Source organism: Pseudomonas tumuqii (assembly GCF_013184545.1).
In the GTDB taxonomy this organism is placed as follows: Bacteria; Pseudomonadota; Gammaproteobacteria; order Pseudomonadales; family Pseudomonadaceae; genus Aquipseudomonas; species Aquipseudomonas tumuqii.
Genome location: NZ_JAAOJA010000002.1, coordinates 320,212 through 346,303, shown reverse-complemented (window position 1 = coordinate 346,303; position 26,092 = coordinate 320,212). Strand labels below are relative to the sequence as shown.

General features: G+C 63.8%; 20 protein-coding genes. 7 read left to right on the top strand and 13 right to left on the bottom strand.

Annotation, left to right across the window (positions count from 1 at the left end; translation table 11 throughout):
• The first annotated feature begins 40 nt into the window (after positions 1-40).
• The 6 genes from G9C89_RS05470 (at position 41) to G9C89_RS05445 (ending at position 7,741) form a co-directional block, all read left to right on the top strand.
• Entirely contained in the window at positions 41-919 is an 879-nt protein-coding gene (locus tag G9C89_RS05470) for an SDR family oxidoreductase (RefSeq protein ID WP_172145826.1), read from the top strand.
• 4 nt (positions 920-923) lie between these two features.
• Positions 924-2,540 carry a geranyl-CoA carboxylase subunit beta gene (gene atuC, locus G9C89_RS05465; protein WP_172145823.1) on the top strand — a complete coding sequence of 539 codons (1,617 nt, stop codon included), beginning with the start codon at positions 924-926 and terminating at the stop codon, positions 2,538-2,540.
• A gap of 70 nt (positions 2,541-2,610) precedes the next feature.
• The gene (gene atuD, locus G9C89_RS05460) at positions 2,611-3,771 is read left to right on the top strand and encodes a citronellyl-CoA dehydrogenase (protein ID WP_172145820.1); all 1,161 of its coding nucleotides are present in this window, start codon (positions 2,611-2,613) and stop codon (positions 3,769-3,771) included.
• A 123-nt stretch (positions 3,772-3,894) separates the two neighbouring features.
• Positions 3,895-4,695, top strand: a complete 801-nt coding sequence (locus tag G9C89_RS05455; RefSeq protein WP_172145817.1) for an enoyl-CoA hydratase/isomerase family protein — start codon at positions 3,895-3,897, stop codon at positions 4,693-4,695.
• Between the two features lie 137 nt (positions 4,696-4,832).
• The gene (locus tag G9C89_RS05450) at positions 4,833-6,821 is read left to right on the top strand and encodes an acetyl/propionyl/methylcrotonyl-CoA carboxylase subunit alpha (RefSeq protein ID WP_172145814.1); all 1,989 of its coding nucleotides are present in this window, start codon (positions 4,833-4,835) and stop codon (positions 6,819-6,821) included.
• A 95-nt stretch (positions 6,822-6,916) separates the two neighbouring features.
• Complete coding sequence (locus G9C89_RS05445) at positions 6,917-7,741, top strand: SDR family oxidoreductase (RefSeq protein ID WP_172145812.1); 825 nt, start codon at positions 6,917-6,919, stop codon at positions 7,739-7,741.
• A gap of 313 nt (positions 7,742-8,054) precedes the next feature.
• On the opposite strand, the gene G9C89_RS05440 is transcribed toward G9C89_RS05445, so the two are convergent.
• The 8 genes from G9C89_RS05440 to G9C89_RS05405 all read right to left on the bottom strand — a co-directional run bounded on the left by G9C89_RS05440 (position 8,055) and on the right by G9C89_RS05405 (position 18,662).
• Complete coding sequence (locus G9C89_RS05440; RefSeq protein ID WP_172145809.1) at positions 8,055-10,409, bottom strand: efflux RND transporter permease subunit; 2,355 nt, start codon at positions 10,407-10,409, stop codon at positions 8,055-8,057.
• An 18-nt stretch (positions 10,410-10,427) separates the two neighbouring features.
• On the bottom strand, positions 10,428-11,507 hold the full coding sequence (locus tag G9C89_RS05435; RefSeq protein ID WP_172145806.1) for a WD40/YVTN/BNR-like repeat-containing protein: 1,080 nt from the start codon (positions 11,505-11,507) through the stop codon (positions 10,428-10,430).
• Between the two features lie 505 nt (positions 11,508-12,012).
• On the bottom strand, positions 12,013-14,685 hold the full coding sequence (gene pepN / locus G9C89_RS05430) for an aminopeptidase N (RefSeq protein WP_172145803.1): 2,673 nt from the start codon (positions 14,683-14,685) through the stop codon (positions 12,013-12,015).
• 82 nt (positions 14,686-14,767) lie between these two features.
• Positions 14,768-15,601 carry a DUF2797 domain-containing protein gene (locus G9C89_RS05425; protein ID WP_178115456.1) on the bottom strand — a complete coding sequence of 278 codons (834 nt, stop codon included), beginning with the start codon at positions 15,599-15,601 and terminating at the stop codon, positions 14,768-14,770.
• Positions 15,601-15,879, bottom strand: a complete 279-nt coding sequence (locus G9C89_RS05420) for a YeaC family protein (protein ID WP_172145800.1) — start codon at positions 15,877-15,879, stop codon at positions 15,601-15,603. The genes G9C89_RS05425 and G9C89_RS05420 overlap by 1 nt, the downstream gene beginning before the upstream one ends.
• A gap of 76 nt (positions 15,880-15,955) precedes the next feature.
• Positions 15,956-16,816, bottom strand: coding sequence for a rhomboid family intramembrane serine protease (locus G9C89_RS05415; RefSeq protein WP_172145797.1), 861 nt, complete (start codon positions 16,814-16,816; stop codon positions 15,956-15,958).
• On the bottom strand, positions 16,813-17,772 hold the full coding sequence (locus G9C89_RS05410) for a metallophosphoesterase (protein WP_172145781.1): 960 nt from the start codon (positions 17,770-17,772) through the stop codon (positions 16,813-16,815). The genes G9C89_RS05415 and G9C89_RS05410 overlap by 4 nt, the downstream gene beginning before the upstream one ends.
• Complete coding sequence (locus tag G9C89_RS05405; protein ID WP_172145779.1) at positions 17,772-18,662, bottom strand: NAD(+) kinase; 891 nt, start codon at positions 18,660-18,662, stop codon at positions 17,772-17,774. Before G9C89_RS05405 ends, G9C89_RS05410 begins: the two co-directional genes overlap by 1 nt.
• Positions 18,663-18,804: 142 nt before the next feature.
• Between G9C89_RS05405 and G9C89_RS05400 the strand changes: the two genes are divergently transcribed.
• Positions 18,805-19,764: a DUF1853 family protein gene (locus G9C89_RS05400; protein ID WP_172145777.1), complete on the top strand. Its 960-nt coding sequence runs from the start codon at positions 18,805-18,807 to the stop codon at positions 19,762-19,764.
• Positions 19,765-19,779: 15 nt separating this feature from the next.
• On the opposite strand, the gene G9C89_RS05395 is transcribed toward G9C89_RS05400, so the two are convergent.
• The 5 genes from G9C89_RS05395 to G9C89_RS05375 all read right to left on the bottom strand — a co-directional run bounded on the left by G9C89_RS05395 (position 19,780) and on the right by G9C89_RS05375 (position 25,998).
• The gene (locus G9C89_RS05395; RefSeq protein ID WP_172145775.1) at positions 19,780-20,889 is read right to left on the bottom strand and encodes a cyclic nucleotide-binding domain-containing protein; all 1,110 of its coding nucleotides are present in this window, start codon (positions 20,887-20,889) and stop codon (positions 19,780-19,782) included.
• A 53-nt stretch (positions 20,890-20,942) separates the two neighbouring features.
• Positions 20,943-21,878: a 1-aminocyclopropane-1-carboxylate deaminase/D-cysteine desulfhydrase gene (locus G9C89_RS05390; RefSeq protein WP_390623767.1), complete on the bottom strand. Its 936-nt coding sequence runs from the start codon at positions 21,876-21,878 to the stop codon at positions 20,943-20,945.
• Between the two features lie 3 nt (positions 21,879-21,881).
• Positions 21,882-23,252: a chromosome partitioning protein ParA gene (locus tag G9C89_RS05385; RefSeq protein WP_172145773.1), complete on the bottom strand. Its 1,371-nt coding sequence runs from the start codon at positions 23,250-23,252 to the stop codon at positions 21,882-21,884.
• A 266-nt stretch (positions 23,253-23,518) separates the two neighbouring features.
• Complete coding sequence (locus G9C89_RS05380) at positions 23,519-23,968, bottom strand: nuclear transport factor 2 family protein (protein WP_172145770.1); 450 nt, start codon at positions 23,966-23,968, stop codon at positions 23,519-23,521.
• Positions 23,965-25,998, bottom strand: coding sequence for an NADPH-dependent 2,4-dienoyl-CoA reductase (locus tag G9C89_RS05375; protein WP_172145767.1), 2,034 nt, complete (start codon positions 25,996-25,998; stop codon positions 23,965-23,967). The genes G9C89_RS05380 and G9C89_RS05375 overlap by 4 nt, the downstream gene beginning before the upstream one ends.
• Positions 25,999-26,092 lie beyond the last annotated feature (94 nt).

Below are 26,092 nucleotides of genomic sequence, written 5' to 3'. Positions count from 1 at the left end.
CTTCGCGGTTTTCCACCCTACGACTAGGACGATAAGAACAATGACATACAACTCGATCTTCAAACCCGACCTGTTTAGCGGCCAGACCATCGTGATTACCGGCGGCGGCAGCGGCATCGGCCGTTGCACCGCCCACGAGTTGGCCGCCCTGGGCGGCCATGTGGTGCTGGTCGGGCGCAAGCTGGAAAAGCTCCAGGCCACCTGCGAGGAAATCCGCGAGGACGGCGGCAGCGCCAGCCTGCAGGTCTGCGATATCCGCGACGAGGAGTCGGTCAAGGCCATGGTCAAGGCGGTAGTCGACGAACACGGGCAGATTCACCACCTGGTCAACAACGCCGGCGGCCAATACCCCTCACCGCTCGCCTCGATTAACCAGAAAGGCTTCGAGACCGTGGTGCGCACCAACCTGGTCGGCGGCTTTCTGGTGGCCCGCGAGGTGTTCAACCAGAGCATGAGCCAGCATGGCGGCAGTATCGTCAATATGCTCGCCGACATGTGGGGCGGCATGCCCGGCATGGGCCACTCCGGCGCGGCGCGCGCCGGTATGGAGAACGTCACTAAAACCGCCGCCGTCGAGTGGGGCTATGCCGGGGTGCGAGTGAATGCCGTGGCGCCGGGCTGGATCGCCTCCAGCGGTATGGACACCTACGAAGGCGCGTTCAAGGCGGTGATCCCGACCCTGCGCGAGCACGTACCACTGAAACGCATCGGCAGCGAGTCGGAAGTTTCCGCGGCCATTGTCTTTCTGCTGTCGCCGGGCGCTGCCTTTATCAGCGGCACCACGGTGCGCATCGACGGCGCCGCCAGCCAGGGCAGCCGCGCCTTCCCGCTGTTCAAGGCCAAAGCGGGACAGAGCCGGGCCTACAACGGCTTCCATCGGGCCTACCTGCCCGATGTTCTGAAAGAGCAGGGAGAGTGATGCGATGCCGGTAATTCAGTCGGATATCGACGTGCACGGCGAGGACTTCGCCAGCAACCGCGCCGCCATGCTCGCCGCGGTGGCGAGCTTTCGCGAGATCGAACAGAACTGCCTGAACAAGGCGCAGGCGGCCAAGGCCAAGTTCGAGAAACGCGGCCAGTTGCTGCCGCGCGAACGCCTGAACCTGCTGCTCGATCCCGGCGCGCCCTTTCTCGAACTCTGCTCCCTGGCCGGCTACAAGCTGCACGACGACAAGGACGGCAGCCAGGCCGGCGGCGGCATTATTTCCGGCATCGGCTATGTCGCCGGGGTGCGCTGCCTGGTCAGCGCCAGCAACAGCGCAATCAAGGGCGGCACCATTTCCCCGAGCGGGCTGAAGAAAACCCTGCGCCTGCAGCAGATCGCCGTCGAGAACAAACTGCCGCTGGTGGCCCTGACCGAAAGCGGCGGCGCCAACCTCAACTACGCCGCGGATATCTTCGTCGAAGGCGCGCGCGGCTTCGCCAACCAGGCGCGCATGTCGGCCATGGGTCTGCCGCAGATCACCGTGGTGCACGGCTCTTCCACTGCCGGCGGGGCTTACCAGCCGGGCCTGTCGGACTACGTGGTGGTGGTGCGCGGCAAGGCCAAGCTGTTCCTCGCCGGCCCGCCGCTGCTGAAAGCCGCCACCGGCGAGATCGCCACCGATGAGCAACTCGGCGGCGCCGAGATGCACGCCCAGATCGCCGGCACCGCCGAATACCTGGCGGAGAACGACGCCGATGGCGTGCGCATCGCCCGCGAGATTCTCGCCATGCTGCCGTGGAATGCGCAGCTGCCGGCACGATCGCAGAGGACCTGGCGCGAACCGCTGTACCCGATCGACGAACTGCTCGGCCTGGTGCCGGCCGATGCCAAGAAGCCCTATGACGTGCGCGAAATCATCGCCCGCATCGCCGACGGCTCGCTGTTCCTCGACTTCAAGAACGAGTTCGACAACCAGACCGTCTGCGGCCACTTGCAGATCGAAGGCCAGCCCTGCGGCTTTATCGGCAACAACGGCCCGATCACCCCGCAGGGCGCGGCCAAGGCGGCGCAATTTATCCAGCTGTGCGAGCAGAGCAACACGCCGCTCCTGTTCTTCCACAACACCACCGGCTTTATGGTCGGCACGGAAGCCGAGCAGGCAGGCGTGATCAAGCACGGTTCGAAGATGATCCAGGCGGTGGCCAACGCCACTGTGCCGAAACTGACCATTGTGGTCGGCGGCTCCTACGGCGCTGGCAACTACGCCATGTGCGGCCGCGGCCTCGACCCGCGCTTTATCTTCGCCTGGCCCAACAGCAAGACCGCCGTGATGGGCGGTGCCCAGGCCGGCAAGGTGCTGCGCATCGTCACCGAGGAAAAACACCTGAAGGAAGGCAAAGAGGCCGACCCGAAGATGCTCGACATGCTGGAAACCGTCACCGCGCAGAAACTCGACAGTCAGTCCACCGCGCTCTACGGCACCGCCAGCCTGTGGGACGACGGCCTGATCGACCCGCGCGATACGCGCAAGCTGCTCGGCTACCTGCTGGATATCTGCGCCGAAGCCGCCGTACGGCCGCTAAAACCCAATAGTTTCGGGGTAGCGCGATTCTGAACGTAGGGTGCGCCATGCGCACCACATCACTGATCTGGTGCGCACGGCGCACCCTACAAGGAGAGCAACAATGATCTTCACCCAGGAACACGAAGAACTGCGCCGCACGGTCCACAATTTTGTCGACCGGGAAATCAACCCGCACGTCGAGCAATGGGAGAAGGACGGCCGTTTCCCGATCCACGAGATCTTCAAGAAAGCCGGCGACCTGGGTCTGCTGGGCATCTCCAAGCCGGAGAAATTCGGCGGCATGGGCCTCGATTACAGCTATTCGATAGTCGCCGCCGAAGAGTTCGGCACCATTCATTGCGGCGGCATCCCGATGTCGATTGGCGTGCAGACCGACATGTGCACCCCGGCCCTGGCCCGTTTCGGTTCCGATGAGCTGCGCGAGCAGTTTCTCCGCCCCGCCATCACTGGCGAGATGGTCGGCTGTATCGGCGTCTCCGAAGTCGGCGCCGGCTCCGATGTAGCGGGTTTGAAGACCACCGCCAAGAAAGACGGCGACGACTATGTGATCAACGGCAGCAAGATGTGGATCACCAACTCGCCATCGGCGGATTTTATCTGCCTGCTGGCCAACACCTCGGATGACAAGCCCCACGTCAACAAGTCGCTGATCATGGTGCCGATGAACACCCCGGGCATCAGCGTCAGCCCGCACCTGGACAAGCTCGGTATGCGCAGCTCGGAAACCGCCCAGGTGTTCTTCGACGAGGTGCGTGTGCCGCAGCGCTACCGCATCGGCCACGAAGGCGCCGGTTTCATGATGCAGATGCTGCAGTTCCAGGAAGAGCGCCTGTTCGGCGCGGCCAATATGATCAAGGGCCTGGAGCACTGCATCGAGGCCACCATCGCCTACTGCAAGGAGCGCAAGACCTTCGGCAACGCGCTGATCGACAACCAGGTCATCCACTTCCGCATGGCCGAGCTGCAGACCGAAGTCGAGTGCCTGCGCGCCCTGGTCTACCAGGCCACCGAACAGTACGTGCGCGGCAAGGATGTGACCAACCTGGCGTCCATGGCCAAGCTCAAGGCCGGGCGCCTGGGCCGCGAAGTCACCGACAGCTGCCTGCAGTACTGGGGCGGCATGGGCTACATGTGGGACAACCCGGTGTCCCGCGCCTACCGTGACGTGCGCCTGGTGTCGATCGGCGGCGGCGCCGACGAAATCATGCTCGGCATCATCTGCAAGCTGATGGGCATTCTGCCGGGCAAGAAGAAGGGTTGAGAGCGGAAACACCGTAGGGTGGATGTCGCTTTTTACATCCACCATGGCACCGCTCGGTGGATCGATGAAGCGCGATCCACCCTACGGCCGCCATCCCCTTGCGAATACATCAAGGAGCCTGCCATGGCCGATCTACCGAACACAGAAACCCTGCAGCTAAGCCTCGACGCCGGCGTGCTGAACGTCACCCTGAATCGCCCGGACAGCCGCAATGCCATGAGCCTGGCCATGGTCGGCGAACTGCGCGCGGTGCTGGCGGCCGTGCAGGGCGACCTGAGCGTGCGTGCCATCGTGCTGCGCGGCGCCGGCGGGCACTTCTGCGCCGGCGGCGACATCAAGGATATGGCCGGTGCCAGGGCCACCGGCGCCGACGCCTACCGCGCACTTAACCGCGCCTTCGGCAGCCTGCTGGAAGAAGCGCAGCGCACGCCCCAGGTGCTGATCGCCGTGCTGCAAGGCGCGGTGCTCGGCGGCGGTTTCGGCCTGGCCTGCGTCTCCGATATCGCCATCGCCCGGCAGGACGCCAGGTTCGGTCTGCCGGAAACCACGCTGGGAATTCTGCCGGCGCAGATCGCGCCCTTCGTGGTGGGGCGTATCGGCCTGACCCAGACCCGCCGCCTGGCCCTCACCGCCGCCCGCTTCGATGGCAGCGAGGCCGAGCGCTTGGGGCTGGTGCATTTCAGCGAGCCGGACGATGCGGCCCTCGAAGTGCGCTTGCAGCAGGTACTCGGCCAGGTACGCCAGTGCGCGCCCCAGGCCAATGCGGCGACCAAGGCATTGCTGTTGGCCACGGAAGGCCAAGCACTCGGCCCCTTGCTCGATAACGCCGCCGAACAGTTCGCCGCAGCGGTGACAGGGGCCGAAGGTGTCGAAGGTACCCTGGCCTTTATGCAGAAACGCGCGCCCAGGTGGGCCGCAGAATAAACCGGTGGGAGGGGCTTTAGCCGCGACGGGCATTGCTATGTCGCGGCTAAAGCCCCTCCCACAAGTCGCCCGTTGGCCACGCTTACGAACCAGACCCATCAGGCAGCCGCCAGAGCTACGCAAAGCAGGAGCACCGAATGCCCGCCTTCAACAAAATCCTGATCGCCAACCGCGGCGAAATCGCCTGCCGGGTGATATGCACCGCCCAAGCCCTGGGCTATCGCACCGTGGCGGTCTACTCCGAGGCCGATGCCGAGGCGCGCCATGTGCAGCAGGCCGATGAGGCCGTGTGCATAGGCCCGGCCCAGGTCAATCAGTCCTATCTGCTGATCGATGCCATCATCGCCGCGGCGCAGAAAACCGGGGCCGATGCCATCCATCCCGGCTACGGCTTTCTCTCGGAGAATGCCGACTTCGCCCGCGCCTGCGAGGCCGTCGGCATCGTGTTTATCGGCCCGACCGTGGAAGCCATCCACCTGATGGGCAGCAAGCGCCTGTCGAAGATCGCCATGCTCGAAGCCGGCGTCCCTTGCATCCCCGGCTACGAGGGCGCGGCGCAGGACGACGACACCCTGGCCCGCGAGGCCCAGCACATCGGCTTCCCGCTGATGATCAAGGCCAGCGCCGGCGGCGGCGGCCGTGGCATGCGGCAGGTAGCAGAGGCCGGCGAACTGTTGGCGCAGATCCGCACCGCCCGCTCGGAAGCGCAGAACGCCTTCGGCTCGGGCGAGTTGATCCTGGAGCGGGCGATGATCCAGCCGCGCCATGTGGAAATCCAGGTGTTCGGCGACCAGCACGGCAATATCGTTTATCTGGGCGAACGCGACTGCTCGGTACAACGCCGCCACCAGAAAGTGGTCGAGGAAGCGCCCTGCCCGCTAATGACGCCAGAGCTGCGCCAGGCCATGGGCGCAGCGGCGGTCAAGGCGGCTGCCTCGGTGAACTACGTCGGCGCCGGCACCGTGGAGTTTTTGCTGGACCGCAGCGGCGAGTTCTTCTTTCTGGAAATGAACACCCGTCTGCAGGTCGAGCACCCAGTGACCGAGCTGATCACCGGCCAGGACCTGGTGGCCTGGCAGATTCGCACAGCCTCCGGCCAACCGCTGCCGCTCAAGCAGGAGGAAATCCGCCTGACTGGCCACGCCATGGAAGTGCGCCTGTACGCCGAGGATGCGAGTCGCAATTTCCTGCCGCAGACCGGCCGCGTGCTGCGCTGGGAGCCGGCACTGCTCGACGGCATCCGTATCGACCACGGCCTGCTCGAAGGCCAGGCCATCAGCCCGTTCTACGACCCCATGCTGGCCAAGGTCATCGCCTATGGCGCGACCCGCGAGGAAGCCCGGCGCAAGCTGCTGCGCGCGGTGGAGGATTGCGTGCTGCTGGGAATCAATGGCAACCAACGCTTTCTCGCCAACCTGCTGGGGCATCCCGAGTTCGCCTCCGGCAAGGCCACCACGGCCTTTATCGCCGAGCATTTTGCCAACGATCCGAGCCTGAGCCCACAGCCGCCGGCCGCCTGCGAACTGGCGGTGGCCGCCGCCCTGCTCTACCAGCAATCGGCCAATGCCCGCGCCCACCAGAGCGGCCTGGCCGGCTGGCGCAATGCCGGCAGCGCGCCTTGGCGTTTTGTTCTGGAACAAGGCGAGCAGCAGCATAGCGTCGAGCTGGAGGTGCTGGCGGACGGCGCACAACCCAGCCTGCTGGCCAAGGTCGGCGAGCAGTCGGTCAGCCTCAGGCTGCTGTCCTGCGACGGCCGCTGGGCCACCCTGCAACTGGACGGCATTCGCCAGCGTCTGGCCTATCATTTGCTGGGCGGCAAGCTCTGGCTGTATGGCCATAACGGTAATCTGGAGTTCACTGACATTACCCACCTGCCAGTCAGCAGCGCCGCAGGTACCGGCTCCGGCAACATCAAGGCGCCGATGGATGGCGCCATAGTCGAAGTACTGGTCGAGCAAGGCAGCCAGGTCAGCAAGGGCCAACTGCTGCTGGTGCTGGAGGCGATGAAGATGGAACAGCCGCTCAAGGCCAGCATCGACGGCGTGGTCCGGCGGGTTGGCGTAAGCCGCGGCGATCAGGTGAAGAACCGTCAGCTATTGGTAGAAATCGAAGCCGTCGCGCCATGATCCCGTAGGGTGCGCCATGCGCACCACTGATCGCCCACGGTGCGCACGGCCTAGGCGGCCCCGCACCCCCTATGCAATGCACGAGGAGCCTCACCATGTCACTGCAAGGTAAAACCCTGTTCATCACTGGCGCCAGCCGTGGCATCGGCCGCGAAATCGCCCTGCGCGCGGCCTGCGACGGTGCCAACATCGTCATCGCGGCGAAAAGCGCCGAGCCCCATGCCAAGCTGCCAGGCACCATCCATTCGGTGGCCGCCGAGGTCGAAGCCGCCGGCGGCAAGGCCCTGGCCCTGCAGCTGGATGTGCGCGACGAGGTGGCGGTAAAGGCCGCCATGGCCCGGGCCGCCGAGCACTTCGGCGGCATCGATGGGCTGGTCAACAACGCCGGCGCGATCAAGCTGGTGGGGGTGGAACAACTCGAACCCAAGCGCTTCGACCTGATGTTCCAGATCAACACCCGCGCGGTGATGGTCTGCAGCCAGGCCGCACTGCCCTTCCTTAAGCAGAGCGCCAGCGGGCATATCCTCAACCTGTCGCCGCCGCTGAATATGCACAGCAAGTGGTTCGCCCAGCACGGTCCTTACACCGTGACCAAATACGGCATGAGCATGCTTACCCTGGGCATGAGCGAGGAATTCAGGAAATACGCCATCAGCGTCAATTCACTGTGGCCCAAGACCATGATCGCCACCGCCGCCATCGAGTTCGAGCTGGGCAGTCGCGAGGCGTTCAAACGTGCACGCACCCCGGCGATCATGGCCGATGCCGCCCACGCCATCCTGACCAGTAGCGGGCGCAGCATCAGTGGACGCCTGTTGATCGACGAGGACATCCTGCGCGAACAGGGCCAAAGCGAGTTCGAGCAGTACCGTTTCGATCCCGCTGGCGGCACGCTGATCCCTGATCTGTTTGTCGACTGACAACCATCCCTGACCGCCTCCAGACGCCCGCTACTGACGTTGCGAACGCCTGGAGACGGTCTCGCCACGGCGCTCGATATTTTCACAACCTCTGAGCGCTAACCTGCACCGCCTGGGGATTTCGCCAGTGCGCCTTGCCTCGATCCCTGGCAGTGGGGTGAATTTGCCGCTTACAACGCGAAGAACCTAAAAAGCCCTGGACCCGTCAAGTGTTGGGCCTGCCCAAAAACAGAGCTATCAACAGTTAACGGGTACATCGCCTAAAAAAAACCGCGACCCAAGGGCCGCGGTTTCTTAGTGCTGCGCCTGTCTGTCAGGCCTTGTTACGCAGCTTCTCCGGGTTGATCAGGAAGCGCGCCAGTGCCGGCAGCAGCCAGATCGCGCCGATCATGTTCCAGAGGAACATGAAGGTCAGCATCAGGCCCATGTCGGCCTGGAACTTGATCGCCGAGAAGATCCAGGTCGCCACACCGATCGCCAGGCAGACACCGGTGAACAGCACGGCCTTACCAGTCGATTTGAGGGTCTCGTAGTAGGCATCCTGCAACGACAGCCCCAGGCGCAGGTAGGTTTCCATACGGCTGTAGATGTAGATGCCGTAGTCGACACCGATGCCGACGCCCAGTGCGATCACCGGCAGGGTCGCCACCTTGACCCCGATGCCCATGTAGGCCATCAGCGCGTTGCCCAGGATAGAGGTCAACACCAGCGGTAGCATCACGCACAGGGTGGCGGCAATCGAGCGGAAGGTCAGCAGGCACATGATGCTCACGGCGGCATAGACCGCCACCAGCATGGTGGTCTCCGACGCGGCGATCACCTCGTTGGTGGCCGCTTCGATACCGGCGTTACCGGCCGCTAGGATGAACTCCAGGCCTTCCTTGTTGGTTTCCTTGGCGAATTCTTCGACCACCGCGACCGCACGTTCCAGGGTTTCGGCCTTATGGTCGTTGAGGAACACCAGCACCGGCGCTACCGAGCAATCGGCGTTGTACAGACCGTCGGCCCGCGCAATCGAGTTGTTCAGCACGTCCTGATTACGCGACAGGGTTTCCCATTTCAGGTTGCCCTCGTTCATGCCCTTGATCACCTGACGCGACACCGTGACCATGGAGATGGCCGACTGCACGCCCTCGGTGTTCTCCATGGTCCACATCAGCTGGTCCATGGCCGACAGGGTCTGGTAGGTCGAACATCCTTCCGATCCGGTCTTGACCATCACCACCAGCACGTCGGAGCTGGTCGAGTAGTTGCGGATGACGAAGTCGTTATCCAGGTTGTAGCGCGAGTCCGGATGCAGCTCGGGTGCGCCCTGATCGAGGTCGCCGATCTTCAGATTCTGGCCATACCAGATGCCGCCGGCCAGAGCCACCACGGCAATCAGCACGGACACCGGCGCCACCATCGGGTGGGCGAAGTTGGAAATCAGACGCCAGATCGGATGATCCTGAGACGCCTCTTCACGGCTGATCCTGACCGCCTTCTTGCTGATGCCGATGTAGGAAATCATCACCGGCAGCAAGATCAGGTTGGTCAGGATGATCACCGCCACACCCATGGACGCGCCGATGGCCAGCTCACGGATCACGCCGATATCGATCAGCAGCAAGGTGATGAAGCCGACCGCATCCGACAGCAAGGCGACCAAGCCGGGAATGAACAGTTGGCGGAACGCCATGCGCGCGGCAGCCAACGGGCTCGTCGCCTCCCCCGAGGCCATGGCGATGCCGTTGATCTTTTGCACCCCATGGGAAATACCGATGGCGAATACCAGAAACGGCACCAGCATCGAATAAGGATCCAGACCGAAACCCAGGGTATGCAGCAAGCCCAACTGCCAGATCACCGCGATCAGGGTGGTGACGACCACCGCCATGGTGCTCTTGAAGCAATGGGTGAACCACAACAGCAGGGCGAAGGTGATGCCAATGGCCACGGCAAAGAACAAGGCCACACCGACCAGACCATCGATCAGATCGCCAACTTTCTTGGCGAAGCCGATGACATGCACCTTCACGTTAGGGTTCTGTGCCTGGTACTTCTCGCGAATTTTCTCTTCCAGCTCGTGGGAGAATTTCTGGTAATCCAGCGGGATCAGCTTGCTCTGGTCCTCAGGGTCCGGATAGGACTCCAGCAGCGGCACGTCGACGATGCTCGACTTGAAGTTGTTCGCCACCAGCCGGCCGATCTGCCCGGACTTGAGAATATTGCTACGCAAATCTTCCAGGCTGTCACTCGAGCCGTCGTAGGTCTGCGGAATCACTTCGCCGCCGGCGAAGCCCTCTTCGGTCACCTCGGTCCAGCGTACGCTCGGACTCCACAGCGATTTCAAGCCGGAACGATCGACACCAGGAATGTAGAACACTTCGTCGTTGATCTGGCGCAGCGTCTCCATGTACTCCTTGGTGAAGATGTCGCCATCGACCGCTTCCACCGAGATACGCACGGTGTTGCCCAGGTTCGCCAGGTCGTTGCGATGCTCGAGCATCTTCTGGATATAAGGATGACCCAGCGGGATCATCTTCTCGAAGCTGGTTTGTGGGCGCACCTGGGCAGCTTGATAGAACAGAAAAACACTGATCAGCAGGCACAGCACAATGACGGCCGGGCGATTATTGAAGATCAACCGCTCGAGGACAGACGCAGGTTGTTGTTGATGCTTACTCATGCAAACTCTCCCGGCTTATTATTGTTGGCCCAGATCGGCGCCAGTCGGCGAAGCGACGTGGACGCCGCCCTGCCCCACCAGAATCAGGTTGCCGTTATCCAGTGCAGTGACGCCCGCTAGCGAGAGCCGGTCGACGCGATTGAGCAGACTGAAGGTGCGCCCGTCATCGCTGCTTTTCAGCACGGTGCCGCCATGCCCAACCACCATGATCGAGCCGTCGGCAAGTCGATTGCCATCGGCCAGGCCAAACTCCAGCGGACCGTTATGCGGGGTATTCAGCTCGATCCGCTGCCAGCTATTACCGAAATCAGCGGAGCGGAACAGGTGGCCACGCAGGCCATAGACCAGCAGACTGCCGGTTTCGCCGGTGCCAAGAGCGCCAAACAGTGAGCCCTCATAGGGCCCCTCGAGGGTTTCCCAGGTTTGCCCCCAGTCGGGCGAACGGAACATGCCGCCCAGTTCGCCGACGACAAACAACCCGGAATCCTTGACCGCGACGATGGCGTTCAGGTGATAACCGTCTTCGTTATCAAGACGGTCGCTGACATCCGCCCAGTTCGCCCCACCATCGGTGGTTTCCAGCAGAGCACCGTATGCGCCCACGGCATAACCGCTGTTGCGATCCTTGAACCAGACGTCAAGCAGCGGTGCTTCGCGCTCCAGGTCCTCGAACTGTTTGACCCAGGTAACGCCGCCATCGTTGCTGGAGAGAATCTGTGCGTCATGACCAACCGCCCAACCGTGCTGGTCATCGACAAAGAACACCGCGGTGAGCATCTGCCGGGTCGGCACCTTGGCCTGGCTCCAGCTGGCGCCGTTGTCGTCGGAGTAGAGGATATGACCACGATCACCCACAGCCACCAGGCGCGAGCCAGCGCGCGTGACGTCCAACAGCAGTTTCTCCACTGCTTTGGGCGATTCGATCGAGTAACGGACGGCGGAATCGGTGGCAGTTTGTGCCTGCAATGGCGCGGCAGCGAAAATCACAATGGACAGCACACTGCAGAGCGAGAGCGCTTTAGCCAGCGGCGAGTAGAAACGCAACGCCGGTACGTTGAACAGACCGGCCCGGGTGCGCCGCATGACGGGCTCACTCATATACCTTCCCCCTTGTTGTTATCGGTGGTCCTGCTTTTTAGCAGACCCCCTATGCTAGCGAGCTTTCGAAAGGCCTGACAATCGGCGTGACGTTATGTTTTGTTAAGGCCGGCCCGCGTGATTGAGCATTTATACGGCGCAGTGATGCGTAAGGACCGCCCTCACTGTAGCGGCCTTTCGCCAACACTACACGAACATCCGAGTGTGCCGCGACGACGCAGGGCCGCCGGCTTGAAGTAACCGTCATGCGCAACTGGCTGACTGAAGTCGATGCTGCTCGACGCTTGGCGCACTGCCTGCGGCGAGTGACGCCCTACGGATCACGGTTTGCTCCAGAGCGCAGGACGGCGCGCATGCACGCCATCTTCACTCTGCTGCCGCGGTGACCCCCACGGGTCATGAAGGAGAGTTGCAAATACCACTACTGCCCTGCCGATTGCCATCGGGCAAAAAACACAGTGCCGATCAGCGACCGGCACCCTGTTTCAGGGAGGCACCATAGGTACTACGCGAGGCTTTTGCTGACCACCTCGAACACGTCGCTGGATAGCTCGCCAGACGCGAGAATCCGTTGCAGCTCGGCCTTCATCAAGGCCTGACGCGCGTCGTCGTATTTGCCCCAACGGGTTAACGGCCCGAGCAAGCGCGAGGCGATCTGCGGGTTGAGGGCATTCAGGGTAATCACCTGATCGGCCAGGAAGCGGTAGCCGCTGCCGTCGGCCTGATGGAAATTGACCGGATTCTGCCCGCTGAACGCGCCGATCAGGGCGCGCACCTTGTTCGGGTTTTTCAGGGTAAAGGCCGGGTGCGTCATCAGGTGCTGCACGCGCGCCAAGGCGCCCGGCAGGCTGCACGCCGCCTGGACGCTGAACCACTGGTCCATGACCAAGGGGTTGTCCTTGAAGAACTCGGCAAAGCTGGCCAGGGTCTTGGCCTTTTCCGCTTCGAACGGCGAATTGACCAGCACCGCCAGGGCCGCCAGGCGCTCGGTCATGTTGTCGCACACCTCGAACTGCTCCAGGCAAGCCGCCAGCACCTCGGGCTTGCCGCTGAGCATCAGGTAGGACAGCGCGATGTTCTGCAGGCTGCGCCGGGCGAAGTGTTCGGCCTCGGCGACATAAGCGGTGCTGCGCGAAAGCTCGCGATTGGCCTGGTAACGCTGCCAGAGCAGATCGAACAGCGCCTCGGCCAACTGTGCGCGGGCGAACTCGCGGGCGGCATGGATGGCATCGACATCGGCCACTTCGCTGATTTCGCTGAGGTAGGCCTCACCCGGCAACGAGAGCAGCTCGGCGACCATGGCCTGATCCAGCGACGCGTTCTCCAGCACGCTGCGCAGTGCGCCGACCAGGCGCGGATCCAGCTGCAAGGTATCGCCACGCTGATGCTGGCCGATCAACTCCTGCAACACCTGCACGGACAACTGCTGACCGGCTTCCCAGCGGTTGAAGCCGTCGGCGTCGTGCTGCATGAGGAACATCAACTGGTCGCGGCTGTACGGGAAGCTCAGCTTGACCGGTGCGGAGAAGCCGCGCAGCAACGAGGGCAGCGGCTGTTCGGCGACATCGACAAAGGTCACCAGCTGCTCGGCTTCGGTGATCGAGATCACCCGCGACGTCGCCCCTGCGCTGGCTTCACCGCCCAGTCTCAGCGGCAAGGCCTGGCCCTGCGCGCCGAGCAGACCCAGCTCCACGGGAATCACGAAGGGCTGCTTGTCGCGCTGTCCCGGGGTGGCCGGACAGCTCTGGTGGAAGCTCAGGCTGTAGGTCTTGGCGGCGGCATCGTAGGCCTCGCTGACGGCCAGGCGCGGCGTACCGCCCTGGCTGTACCAGCGTTTGAACTGGCTCAGGTCGACGCCATTGGCGTCTTCCATGGCCTTGATGAAATCGTCGCAGGTCACCGCCTGGCCATCGTGGCGCGCGAAGTACAGATCGCTGCCCTGGCGAAAGCCCGCATCGCCGACCAGGGTGCGGATCATGCGCACCACTTCCGAGCCCTTCTCGTAGACGGTCAGGGTGTAGAAGTTGGAAATCTCCATGAAGGCCTCGGGACGCACCGGATGGGCCATGGGGCCGGCATCCTCGGCGAACTGGTGAGTGCGCAGGTAGGCCACGTCCTCGATGCGCTTGACCGTGCGCGAGTTCATGTCGGCGCTGAACTCGGCGTCGCGGAACACGGTGAAGCCTTCCTTGAGCGACAGCTGGAACCAGTCGCGGCAGGTCACCCGGTTGCCCGACCAGTTGTGGAAGTACTCGTGCGCCACCACCGCCTCGACCCGCTGGTGGGCGGCATCGGTGGCGGTCTCGGCCTTGGCCAGCACGCAGCTGGAGTTGAAGATGTTGAGGCCCTTGTTCTCCATGGCGCCCATGTTGAAGTCGTTGACCGCGACGATCATGAAGATGTCCAGGTCGTACTCGCGACCGTAGACGTCTTCGTCCCACTTCATCGCCTTCTTCAGGCTGTCCATGGCGTGCTGCACCTTGTCGATATTCTCCGGCTCGACATAGATGCGCAGCGCCACTTCCCGCGCGCTCATGGTGGTAAAGGTATCTTCCACGCACCAGAGGTCGCCGGCGACCAGGGCGAACAGGTAGGCCGGCTTCATGAACGGGTCCTGCCAGGTCGCCCAGTGCCGACCGCCCTCTTCCGGGCCGCTGGCAATCGGATTGCCGTTGGACAACAGCACCGGGTAGCTGTGCTGCTCGGCGCTCAGGGTGGTGGTGAACTTGCTCATCACGTCCGGGCGATCGAGGTAATAGGTGATCTTGCGGAAACCCTCGGCCTCGCACTGGGTGCAGAACATGCTGCCGGACTTGTACAGGCCTTCCAGGGCGGTATTGCGCTCCGGGTGGATGCGCACGCTGCTGTCGATGACGAAGCTGGCACTCTTCGGCTGCAGGCTCAGGTGGCTGGCGTCGAGCTGGTAATCGTCGGCCGCCAGCGCCGCACCATCGAGGGACAGGCTGAGCAGCTCCAGTTCCTGGCCATCCAGCACCAGCACCGGCAAGCCGGCGCCCGGAGCGCCGGCCGCACATGCCGGGTTGCGCCGCATCACCAGTTGCGCATGCACCAGGGCGTGATCCTCGAACAACTCGAAGGTCAGGTGCGTCTCGTCGATCAGGTAGTCCGGCGCCTGATAGTCCTTGAGGTAGATCATCTTCGGTTGTTCGGTGCGCATGGGGAGCCTCTTCGCGGCAGCTGCAAGCGAGACGCTTCAAGCTGCTAAGTGGTTGCGGTCGTCACGACTTCAAGCGCGCGGCTTATGCCGGGCAGCTTGCCGCTATCTGATAGCTGGTGTACTTGCGGATATTGATCACGCCGGTGTCGAACATCAGGTACTGGCCCTTGATGCCGAGCAGGGTCCCTTCGGCAATCGGGTTCTTGTCCAGGTTGAAGCTGCTGATCTTGGCCGGGTAGGCCTCGATCGGGTAACGGATGTCCACCGGCTGCTGATCGCTCAGCGGCTGAATCGCCTGAATGCCGAAGCGCTGCTGCAACTCGGTGAGCCCGGCGCCACAGCTGGCGAACAGCTGGTCACGAATCGCCGGCAGGTCGACCGGCACCGCGTCGCCCTTGAGCAAGGCGCGCCAGTTGGTCTTGTCCGCGACCTGACTGCGCAGTAGGTCTTCGACCAGGCCCGACTGCTGACGGGTCGCCACCCGCAGGATCGGCAAGGCCTGGCTCGCGCCCTGGTCCATCCAGCGCGTCGGAATCTGCGTGGCACGGGTGATGCCGACCTTCACGCCCGAGGAGTTGGCCAGGTAGACCACATGGTCGGTCATGCAGAACTGCTCGCCCCAACTCGGTTCGCGGCAGGTGCCGGCCTCGTAGTGGCAGCGCTCCGGGCTCATGATGCAGATATCGCACTGCGCCAGCTTCTGCATGCAGGGGTAGCAGTAGCCCTGGCTGAAACTGGTCTTGGTCTTGCGCCCGCAGTGGCTGCAATGAATGGCGCCCAGGTATTCGAGGCGCAGGGTCTTGCCGATCAATGGATTGACCGCGACTTCCTGCTCGTCCAGGCGAAAGGCGTACTGCACGGGCGCATCCAGGCGCGCCGCCATCTTGCTCAGGGCACCGCGTGCCAATTCGGCCATCAGTGCAGGGGATCCGCGGACACGGGATCCAGGGACGTGAACAACAGGTTGGGTGCCGGCTCGGACTTGGAGCCACAGGCCTGCTCGCCCATGTAGCCGATGCGTTGATCCTCGGGGAGGTTGCGCGATTCCCAGGCGATCAGCGCCTGCAGGGTCAGCTCCTTCTGCTCCTGGGTCAGCTTGCGGCCATCGGGCCACTTGCCGATTTCCAGGGCCAACTTCAGGTTCTGGTGAATGTCCGGGGTGATATTTTCAATGGCTTGGAGAAAGGACGACATGGATACCTCCGAATACAAAGCCGCAGTTTACCGGCTGCGCCCGGCGCCCGCGAGCGCTTGGCGCAAGCCCGTGCAATCATCTGTCGGCACGCTGGCGCGCCAGGGCCCCACCCAGCAGCCCGGTAGTGCAGCCGGCAAGCAATCCGCCGACATGGGCGGCATTGGCAATCGCACCGAACTGCAGCAGCTCGAAGATGCCGGTCATGCAGATCAGCAGCCAGGCCAGCATCATCACCAGCACGCCACGCGGCAACTGATACTCGGCAGTGGGGGCCAGGCGCTGGAACAGCCAACAGTGCCCCAGCAGGCCGTAGAGCACGCCGGACAAGCCGCCAAACAAGGCCGGCCCGGAAAAGCTGTACTGGGCCAGATTGGAGGCCAGGCTGAACAGCAGCGTCAGGCCGAGCAGCGTCCACGGCCCCTGGCGCGCCTCGATGCGTTGCCCCAGCACCCAGTACCAGAGCGCATTCATCGTCAGGTGCAGCAGACCGAAATGAATCAGCATCGGCGTGATCAGGCGCCACCACTGCCCCTTTTCGAGCATTTCGGCCAGGTAACCGAAATAGATGTAATCGCCCTGAATGCGGAAATCGACGAAGCTCAACCAGCGGATCGCCGCGAAGTTGTCGCCCAGCGCGGTCAGCACGGCCACCAGCAGGGTCAGCCCGAGCATGCCGGCCGTCAGCGGACTGGCGCGCAACTGCTGGACGAACCCCACGGCGGCCTGCGGCGGGGTAGCCGGCTGCAGCGCCGCATCGCCCTGCGGGTAGCGCAGATACAGGTCGCACACCTGCTCGGCCAACTCGCCCGGCACCCACAGCAGCTGTTCGCCGGCTTCCTCGGAAACCCGGTGCGGTACCTGCAAGCGCTGCAACAGGGCGATGAAGCCACTGAGGTCGGTCTGGATCGGCAGACGCATGGCAACCACCGCGCTCATGGCTGTACCTCGACCCAGACGAACTTGTGCGGATCCAGGCGCGTCTCCTGATCCAGCCGATAGGCCACCAGCTTGCCGTTCAACACCGCGCTGTAATCCAGACAGGCCAGGTTGGGGCGAATCGGTGCCGGCTTGCCGCTGCACCAGTAATGACCGACGAACAGCAGTGGCTGATCGGCGCCATAGCGCAGCAGCTCGTTTTTTTGCAGTTCGCTCAGCGGCGTTTGGGCGGCCAGCTCCGGCAAGGCATCGGGCTGGAAGACGATATCGCCGTAGGTCTGCGGATCCTCCTCCCAGAACTTGGTGCGAAAATGCGCACGGGTGAAACCCTCGCCACTGGTCAAGGTCAAGCCGTGCGGCAGGCGCATGTCGGTGCCGCGCAGCAGACGATCGAGGGCGGTATTGGCAAAACTGCCCGGCACCGCCGAGGCCTGGAGGAAATGCTCGTCGATGCAGGCGTCGGCAAACTGCGCGCGCAACGGCTCGATCAGGCCGGCGTCCCAGCAGGCATGCACCACGCGGAAATGCCCGGCATCGATGAACAACGGCAATTCGTAGAACCAGGCGAGAAACTCGGACCATTCCGCGGGATAGGCCGCGAACTGCTCCAGGGTCTCCTTGATCAGCCGGGCATGCCGCGGCGTGTGCTCGCGCACATAGTGCTGGCCGCTGCCGGGCGCGGCCAGGGTGCTCCAGCCGAGGGCATAGAATTCGTGATTGCCCATGATGCACAACGCCTCGCCGGCCCGGACCATGTCATGCACCAGATGCAGGGCTTCGCGGATACGCGGACCGCGGTCGACCAGGTCACCGAGAAAAATCGCCATGCGCCGCGGATGGCGCCAGACACCGTCCTGGCGCCGATAACCGAGGGTATCGAGCAAGCGTTCGAGGGTCAGTGCACAACCATGAACATCGCCAATCAGGTCATAGCCACGCGCGGGATCGAGGTGCATCAGTCACTCCCGCCCCCGAGCCGACTGCCCCAACCCAGCTTGTTGCGGCAGACCTCGTAGTAGTTGTGATCGAGCGGATGGATCAGACACAGCTTCTGCGGCTTCTTGCTCACCGTGACGGTATCGCCGGGGGCGCAGGTGAAGTGATTCTGGCCATCGCAGGAAACCTGCGGGTAGATCTGCAGATCCTTGGACACGACGATTTTCAGCTCGCTGTTGCCATCCACCACGATCGGCCGGCTGGACAGCGTATGCGGGTACATCGGCACGATGACCATGGCATCCAGCTTGGGGTGCATGATCGGCCCGCCGGCGGACAGCGCATAGGCGGTGGAGCCGGTCGGTGTGGCGACGATCAGGCCATCGGCCTTCTGGCTGCAGACGAACTGGCCATCGATGTACAACTCGAATTCGATCATCCGCGTCGACTTGCCCGGGTGCAGCACCACGTCGTTGAGCGCATCGCCCTGGCCGATCGCTTCGCCATGCCGACGCACTTCAGCCTCCAGCAGGAAACGGTTCTCGGTCAGGTAGTTGCCTTCCAGCACCTGGGCGACCTTGAGCTCCAGTTCATCCGGGCGGATATCGGTGAGAAAGCCCAGGCTGCCGCGGTTTACCCCCAGCACCGGCACCTTGTGCCGCGCCAGTGCGCGGGCCGCGCCGAGCATGCTGCCGTCGCCGCCGACGACGATGACCAGGTCGCAGACCTCGCCGAGAATCTTGCGCGAGGAGGTTTGCAAGCCATGACCCGGCAATACTTCGGCGATGGTGTCTTCGAGAATCACATGCAGGTGACGGTCGATCAGAAACCTTTTCAACCGGCGGATGGTATCCAGCACCTGGGTGCTACCCAGACGGCCGATGATGCCGATATTACGAAATTGGTCCATGGTGCTCCCGCAGGCTCTGGATCTAGAGAGGCTCGATTATGGGCGAAAGCCTGCGGCAGCAGCAAACTCGCGGCATTTGCGCCGAGCCAAAGCGTGCAGGGTCACCACCGCCTGAGCACGGATTTGGCGCTATGCTCGAACGATGACGCCTTTTCCCGCGCTTACCGACCTGCAGCAGCAACTGCGCCAACCCGTGGTGCGGGATCTGGCCTGGGTACTGCTTTCACCGCCGCTGCTGAGCAGCCTGCCGTGGCCGCAACGCCACCCGCTCAGCGCCAGCCAATGGAGCCGTGCGCCGGGCATGCTGGCCGACTGGCTGGCCCGCCTCGACCAGGATCCAGGCAGTCTGCTGGACTGGCTGGCGCAGAGTTCGGTGCGGCGCCTGGGCCTGTATTACGAACGTCTCTGGCAATTCGCCCTGCACGCCGCCCCCGGTATCGAGCTGCTGGCGGCCAATCTGCCGATCCGCCAAAACGGCCAGACCCTCGGCGAACTCGACTTGCTGCTACGCGACGAGGAAGGCGTGCACCACCTGGAACTGGCGATCAAACTCTACCTCGGCCCGCAACAGCAAAGCGGTGCCGAACTCGCCCACTGGATCGGCCCGGGCAGCCACGACCGCCTGGATATCAAGCTCGATCATCTCAGCCAGCACCAGCTGCCCATGTCGGCCCGCGGCGAAGCCCGCCCGGCGCTGGCCGAACTCGACCTGGGCAATGCCCAGGCGGCACTCTGGCTCGGCGGTTACCTGTTCTATCCCTGGCCGAAACCGTGCCTGCCGCCTCCCGGCGCCAATCCGCAGCACTTGACCGGCCGCTGGCTGTACCGGCGTGACTGGCCGACCTTCGCCGCCCAGAACAGCGACGGCTGCTGGCAGCCTTTACCACGCGCAGCCTGGCTGGCACCGGCGCGAATTGGCCGGGCCGAGCTGTGGCCCGCCGAGAAGTTGCAAGACTGGTTACACGCCCTGCAGCCGCAGGCCAAGGCGCAATTACTGGTGAAGCTGCAGCACAGCCCGCAGGATGACTGGCAGGAGGCGGAGCGGGTGTTTCTGGTCAGCGATGACTGGCCGGCAGCCATGCCCGCACCCGCCGAGCAATAGCGCCGCGGACAGCCGTCAGCCGCTGCGCTCGGTACGCCCGCCCGACCGCGCCAGGTAACCCGAGCCGCTTTCGCACAGCAAGGCATCGCGCTGCACCGCCGGCAGCACGTCCAAACCGTCGCGCAGGACATAGGCCGTGAAGCCCAGCTGCGCGAGCAAGAACACCGCACTGGCGCTGCGCTTGCCACTGTCGCAATAGCACAGATAGGTGCGCGCCTTATCCAGCAGCCGCGCCTTCAGGCGCAGGAGCTGCAACGGCATATGCAGGGACTCCAGGGCATGGGCCTGCTCGTATTCCTCTTGCAGGCGCACGTCCAGCCACTGTGCGCCGGCCGCCAACAGGCGAGCCGCCTCGCCCAGGGCAACGTCGTCGACCACCGGAGCCTTGAGCAACGAGAAGAAATCCTGACGCGCGAGGCGCAACACCACGCCATCCTCGATCAGCGTCACCGTGGCATTGCGCGGGCGGTCGGCGAGCAAGGCCTCTTCACCGAAACAGGCGCCCACCTCCAGCTCGGCCAACACCTGCTGCTCGCTGCCGGCGCCGCGAATCACTTCGGCGCGACCGCTTTCGAGGAAATAACAGCAATCGCCGGACTCCCCTTCACGCAACAGGGTTGTGCCCGCGGCCAGTTCGATGCGCTGCAGACGCTCAAGCATGGTGCGCACATTGCTCGGTGGCACCTTGGCGAATACGGGATTCTCCAGAAGACGCTCCAGCCACGCCACATCGGCATGGTTCTGGCCAAGCTCGAGGAGCAAATCCTGATAGGCCAGACGCCAGGTCAGCAGCCGGTCAAGGGTGGCCGTGTCCACCGCCAGCAGGCTGGCATCGGTGACGGCACGCACTTCATGCAGACGCGGCAAGCTGGGCGACAGCGGGTGGCAACTGGCCGCACTGCCGGCGAGCAGACGCTGCTGCTGGCCATCGGCCGTCTGCAGCAGCAATTCGCCGGCGAGCAGGTAGTAGGTCAGGCCCGCCTGGTCGCCGTGGCGAAAGAGCAGCTGCCCGGCCAGTAGCGGCTGCGGTACCAACTGACTGCGCAGCTCCCGCCACTGCTGATCGGACAGTGCATTGAGCGGCGTAAAACTGCGCAACTGTTCGGGATTCAGGGGGTCACTCATGGGTATCCAGGCTCCGCTGGTCAAGACTCGGAGGGCGCGCAAATAGCGCGTGTTCACAACCGTTCATACTGGCGCAACGCCGCGGCGCGTCCCTGCAAGCCGCCGGTATGCACGAACACCAGGCGACTGCCGCGCTCAAAGTAACCGGCCTCGACGCGCTGACGCAACGCCATTAGCGCCTTGGCCGTATACAGCGGTTCCAGCGCCAGCCCACTGGCCGCTTCGCTGGCCAGGAGAAACTCCAGCAGCGCCGCATCGACCTTGGCAAAACCGCCGCGGCTGGCATCCAGCAACTGGTAGGTGCAATCCGGTGCCTGCGCCTCATCGAGAATCGCCCGCACCTGGTGCGCCACGCCATGATCGTCCGGCACCGCCACCGCGCCGTAGACCGGATGAGCGCCCGCTTCGCCCAGCACCAGCCCCGCCAGGGTCGTTCCCGTGCCCGCAGCCAGCCACCAGCCGTGATAATCCACCCAACCGAGCGCGCCCAGTTGTTCCTGCACCTGACTCACCAGCCCGCTACAGCCCATGGCCCCCGGCAAACCGCCGCCGCCCTCGGGCACCGGATGCAGGTTGCGGTAGCGCTCACGCCACGGGCCCCAAAAATCCGCCTGATGGCGGGCACGATAACCGCCATAACCGAGCCAGTGCAGCTGCATGCCGAAGCGCTGCAGATCGCGCACGGTAGGCGTGTCCTGCGGCGTGCCGCGGAGCAAACCAACCGTGGGAAAGTCGAAGCGCTTGCCCGCAGCGGCCAGTGCATGCAGGTGATTGGAATGGGCGCCGCCAAGACTGATCAGCCCCTCGGCGCCGACAGCGCAGGCCGCTTGCAGGTAGGGCGCCAGCTTGAACCATTTGTTGCCGCTGATCAGCGGATCGATCAGATCCAGGCGTAACACCGCCAGTTCGACCTCGGCCGCCGCCAGCCAATCCAGGCGCAACGGCTCGAGCGGCGCCCTCGGCGCCCAATCGGGGTCAACCAGCGGCAAGTCTTAACCGACTGTGCGCAAGCGGCTACCAGCCTTGTGCCGCTCGCAGCAGTTGGAGTTGCCGACGGTGAAACGGCTCGGGGTGTCGACCCGGTCGATCGGAATGGCGCAGCGCTGACCGCTGGGCAGCGCCGCCTCGCAATTCGGTTGCTGGTAGTGCGCCAGCCACTGGCGGTACTGCACTTCGGAAACGAAACACTTGGCCGCGGCATAGGCCATGGGATTGGCCCGATAACTGCCGATGTCCTGCAAGGGAATGGTCAGGTGCCCGGCGCCAGGGTGATAGACCACGAAGACCACACCGAGCGAGGCCAAGCGCTCGAGAATCTGCTCGCCACCCTGGCCGGCCAGTTCGTCGCGCTCATGCTTGAGCCGCTCGACTTCCTCGTGCAACTGCGCGTCCTGTTCATTGCGGTAGGCAAGTTCGACATCGCGAATGGCGACTTGCTCCTTGTACTCGGCCACCGCCGAGGCGATCTTGGCTTGCAGTTCATTCTCGAACTGGACGCGCAGAATCTCGCTTTCGGTCCGATCATGACGCTCCAGCTCGCGCATCTGCTCGGTCATTTCCTCGCGGAACGACTGCATGCTGGCCGCCTGAGCGGCCAATTGCGCCTTGAGGGTGGCATTCAACTCCTGTTGCTGGCGCAATGCCTGACGCAACTCGCTCGCCTGCGCCTGAAGACTCTTGCCCTGCTGTTCATGGGCCAACTTGAGCTTGGCCACTTCCTCTTCGTGTTGCTGGCTCAGACTGCTGATGCGCAAGCGCTGCTGCTTGATCAGTTGCGCGGTCTTCAGGCGGTGTTGCTGATCCATCGTCTCGGCGACTTTACCGGCCATGTCCGCGGCCGCATCGGGCGCATACCACTTGTCTTCCGACGCCATGTGCAAGCGCTCGGGAGCAACCGCCTGGGTGCTGTCGTCCTCGACCAGCAAGCCCAGGTTGTTGCGCTTGACGGCATCACGCAGCAATACCAGGTCATTGTGTCCAGGGGCCAGGTTCGGATCCCACAGATGCATCTGGTGCCAGGACACCGGGCACTGACTGCGGCAGGCCAGCCGAATCGGCCCGGCACCGAGGTCGGGGCCACGGCCGGCACGCTCGGACAGGTGCTGCAGGGGAATATTCCAGCCCGAGTCCGGCGCGCCTTTCTCGTCGAAGTCCAGATAGAAGAACACCGCCGCCCGGATCAACAGGCGCGGATTGATCGCCACATAGGCAATGCGCATCTGCTGATCGGCGAACTCCGGCATGTTGACCACGCCATCGAGCAAGGCCTCGAACTCGGCAAAGAACATCTGCTTGCAGACGCCACCGCGTTCACTGAAGAACATCACGGCCTCAACCATCTGCGGCTTGTTCTGCATGCTCATCGGTTTCCCTCTAGGCCAATACGGTGGAATCAGCTAACGCAGGAAACGAGCGATCATACGAACGCTCTGCTCACAACCGTCTGCCACGGTTCAGCGAGATACCCCACAGCGAAGAGGAAGCCCGCACTACAGCCGTCATTCCTTTGTTCAGGCAAGTCTAGGGGAAAAGCCGATAGCGGCAATGTGACTGGGTTGGCAGTCACTCGGCCGCCACGCTCGAACGAGCCGGCGACAGAGCGAAAATGTGATGGGTTTGGTGCAATCGGTTAAGACGTTTGACCGGACAGCAACGGCGCCAAACGTCTGGCCATTTCATCGCCCAACACTTGCAAGCCGCTCATTGGCCGGATCATCACCTCGAACTCGACGATCTTCCCCTGCTCATCGAAGCGGATCATATCGATACCCTTGAGCTCGCGTCCAGCCACCTTGGCCGCGAACTCCAGCACCACATCGAGGCCATCGACGCTGACCAGTTGGCGATGGTAATGGAAGTCTTCGAAGACCTTGACTACCGTGCCGAGAATCAAGCTCACCAGCGGAGCGCCCAGATAGGGCTTGAAGGCCATGGGCGAGCGGAATACCGCCTGCGGATGCAGCAGCGCCGGCAACCCACGCAGATCACCGGAGGCAATCATTGCGTGCCATTTATCCAGTGCCTCGGCCACCGCCGGTTGCACTGCCAGCGCTGCAGTCGTGTTCGGCGCGCCCGTCATAGCTGCGCCGCCAGACGCGAACCCTGATCGATCGCCCGCTTGGCGTCCAGCTCGCTAGCCACATCGGCGCCGCCAATCAGGTGCACGCGTTGCCCGGTCGCGACCAGCCCGTCCTGCAACTCGCGCAGCGGATCCTGACCGGCGCACAGGATCACGGTATCCACCGCCAGCACCTGCGGCTCACCCTCGCCGATACGGATGTGCAACCCCTCATCGTCGACCTTGAGGTACTCGACCGCATTGAGCATCTGCACGTGCTTGTTCTTCAGGCCGGCGCGGTGAATCCAGCCTGTGGTCTTGCCCAGGCCGTCGCCGACCTTGGACTTCTTCCGTTGCAGCAGGAACACCTGGCGCGCCGGGGCATGGGGTGCGGCCTGGATCCCGGCGACGCCGCCGCGGGCTTCCAACCGGGTGTCGATGCCCCACTCCTTCCAGAATGCCTCGCGATCGAGGCTGCTGGCCTCGCCCTGGTGAGTGATGAATTCGCAGACGTCGAAGCCAATACCGCCGGCACCGATCACGGCGACCCGCTGACCAACCGGCTTGCGCTCGAGAATCGCATCCAGGTAGCCGATCACCTTGGGGTGCTCAACGCCCGGAATGCCCGGCGTGCGCGGGGTGATACCGGTGGCCAGGATCACCTCGTCGAAGCCGCCCCTGGCCAATTCCTCGGCACTGACCCGGGTATTCAGGCACAGCTCCACGCCGGTGGTCTGCAGCTTGCGCTTGAAGTAGCGCAGGGTTTCGAAGAATTCCTCCTTGCCCGGCACCCGCTTGGCTACGTTGAACTGACCGCCGATCTCGTTGCCTGCGTCGAACAGGGTCACGCTGTGGCCACGCTCGGCGGCGACGGTGGCGGCAGCCAGGCCAGCCGGGCCAGCACCGACCACGGCGATCTTCTTCACCTGGGTGGTGGGGATGTAATTGAGCTCGGTCTCGTGACAGGCGCGCGGGTTGACCAGGCAACTGGTCAACTTGCCGCCGAAGGTGTGATCCAGGCAGGCCTGGTTGCAGCCGATGCAGGTGTTGATCTCATCCGCCCTGCCGGCGGCGGCCTTGTTGACGAACTCCGGGTCGGCAAGGAACGGACGGGCCATGGAGACCATGTCGGCGTCGCCTTCGGCCAGCACCTGCTCGGCGATTTCCGGGGTATTGATGCGGTTGGTGGTGATCAGCGGGATCTGCACTTCGCCACGCAGCTTGGCGGTGACCTTGGTGAAGGCCGCGCGCGGCACCTTGGTGGCGATGGTCGGAATGCGCGCCTCGTGCCAGCCGATGCCGGTGTTGATGATGGTCGCGCCGGCCCGCTCGATGGCCTTGGCCAGCAGCACGATCTCGTCCCAGCTGCTGCCGCCCTCGACCAGATCGAGCATCGACAGGCGATAGATGATGATGAAGTTCGGCCCCACCGCCTCGCGCACGCGACGAACGATCTCCACCGGCAGGCGCATGCGGTTGGCGTAGCTGCCGCCCCAGCGGTCGCTGCGCTGGTTGGTGTGGGCAGCGAGGAACTGGTTGATGAAGTAGCCTTCCGAACCCATGATCTCGACGCCGTCGTACTCGGCCTGCTGGGCCAGCAGCGAGCAGGTGACGAAGTCCTGGATCTGCTTCTCGATGCCGTCTTCATCCAGTTCTTTCGGCTTGAACGGGTTGATTGGCGCCTGGATCGCGCTCGGCGCCACCGACTTGGGGCTGTAGGCATAGCGCCCGGCATGCAGGATCTGCATGCAGATCTTGCCGCCCGCTTCGTGTACCGCCTGGGTCACGACCTGGTGTTTTTGCGCCTCTTCGACGGTGGTCAGCTTGGCCGCCCCGGCATACACCCCGCCCTCCTCGTTCGGCCCGATACCGCCGGTGACCATCAGGCCGACGCCACCCCGTGCACGCTCGGCAAAATAGGCGGCCATGCGCTCGAAGCCACCCGGCTTCTCCTCCAGGCCCGTGTGCATCGAGCCCATCAGGGTGCGGTTGCGCAGGGTGGTGAAGCCCAAATCCAGCGGGGCGAGCAGGTGCGGGTACTGAGCAGTCATGGAGGTCTCCACAGCGAACGTGTGCATTTCACGGAATGCCGCGGTCTCAACTGGACCACGATCGGTATGGGCTAGACAATAATCAGCTGGCCAC

Excerpts from the sequence above, each read along its gene's own strand:
- G9C89_RS05420 (WP_172145800.1), bottom strand. The coding sequence starts at position 15,879 with ATGTCGTCCTTTCTCCAAGCCATTGAAAATATCACCCCGGACATTCAC.
- G9C89_RS05435 (WP_172145806.1), bottom strand. The coding sequence starts at position 11,507 with ATGAGTGAGCCCGTCATGCGGCGCACCCGGGCCGGTCTGTTCAACGTA.
- G9C89_RS05440 (WP_172145809.1), bottom strand. The coding sequence starts at position 10,409 with ATGAGTAAGCATCAACAACAACCTGCGTCTGTCCTCGAGCGGTTGATC.
- G9C89_RS05405 (WP_172145779.1), bottom strand. The coding sequence starts at position 18,662 with ATGGACCAATTTCGTAATATCGGCATCATCGGCCGTCTGGGTAGCACC.
- atuD (WP_172145820.1), top strand. The coding sequence starts at position 2,611 with ATGATCTTCACCCAGGAACACGAAGAACTGCGCCGCACGGTCCACAAT.
- G9C89_RS05410 (WP_172145781.1), bottom strand. The coding sequence starts at position 17,772 with ATGCACCTCGATCCCGCGCGTGGCTATGACCTGATTGGCGATGTTCAT.
- G9C89_RS05450 (WP_172145814.1), top strand. The coding sequence starts at position 4,833 with ATGCCCGCCTTCAACAAAATCCTGATCGCCAACCGCGGCGAAATCGCC.
- G9C89_RS05380 (WP_172145770.1), bottom strand. The coding sequence starts at position 23,968 with ATGACGGGCGCGCCGAACACGACTGCAGCGCTGGCAGTGCAACCGGCG.
- G9C89_RS05400 (WP_172145777.1), top strand. The coding sequence starts at position 18,805 with ATGACGCCTTTTCCCGCGCTTACCGACCTGCAGCAGCAACTGCGCCAA.
- G9C89_RS05385 (WP_172145773.1), bottom strand. The coding sequence starts at position 23,252 with ATGAGCATGCAGAACAAGCCGCAGATGGTTGAGGCCGTGATGTTCTTC.
- G9C89_RS05445 (WP_172145812.1), top strand. The coding sequence starts at position 6,917 with ATGTCACTGCAAGGTAAAACCCTGTTCATCACTGGCGCCAGCCGTGGC.
- atuC (WP_172145823.1), top strand. The coding sequence starts at position 924 with ATGCCGGTAATTCAGTCGGATATCGACGTGCACGGCGAGGACTTCGCC.
- pepN (WP_172145803.1), bottom strand. The coding sequence starts at position 14,685 with ATGCGCACCGAACAACCGAAGATGATCTACCTCAAGGACTATCAGGCG.
- G9C89_RS05375 (WP_172145767.1), bottom strand. The coding sequence starts at position 25,998 with ATGACTGCTCAGTACCCGCACCTGCTCGCCCCGCTGGATTTGGGCTTC.
- G9C89_RS05415 (WP_172145797.1), bottom strand. The coding sequence starts at position 16,816 with ATGAGCGCGGTGGTTGCCATGCGTCTGCCGATCCAGACCGACCTCAGT.
- G9C89_RS05470 (WP_172145826.1), top strand. The coding sequence starts at position 41 with ATGACATACAACTCGATCTTCAAACCCGACCTGTTTAGCGGCCAGACC.
- G9C89_RS05455 (WP_172145817.1), top strand. The coding sequence starts at position 3,895 with ATGGCCGATCTACCGAACACAGAAACCCTGCAGCTAAGCCTCGACGCC.
- G9C89_RS05395 (WP_172145775.1), bottom strand. The coding sequence starts at position 20,889 with ATGAGTGACCCCCTGAATCCCGAACAGTTGCGCAGTTTTACGCCGCTC.
- G9C89_RS05425 (WP_178115456.1), bottom strand. The coding sequence starts at position 15,601 with ATGGCCGAATTGGCACGCGGTGCCCTGAGCAAGATGGCGGCGCGCCTG.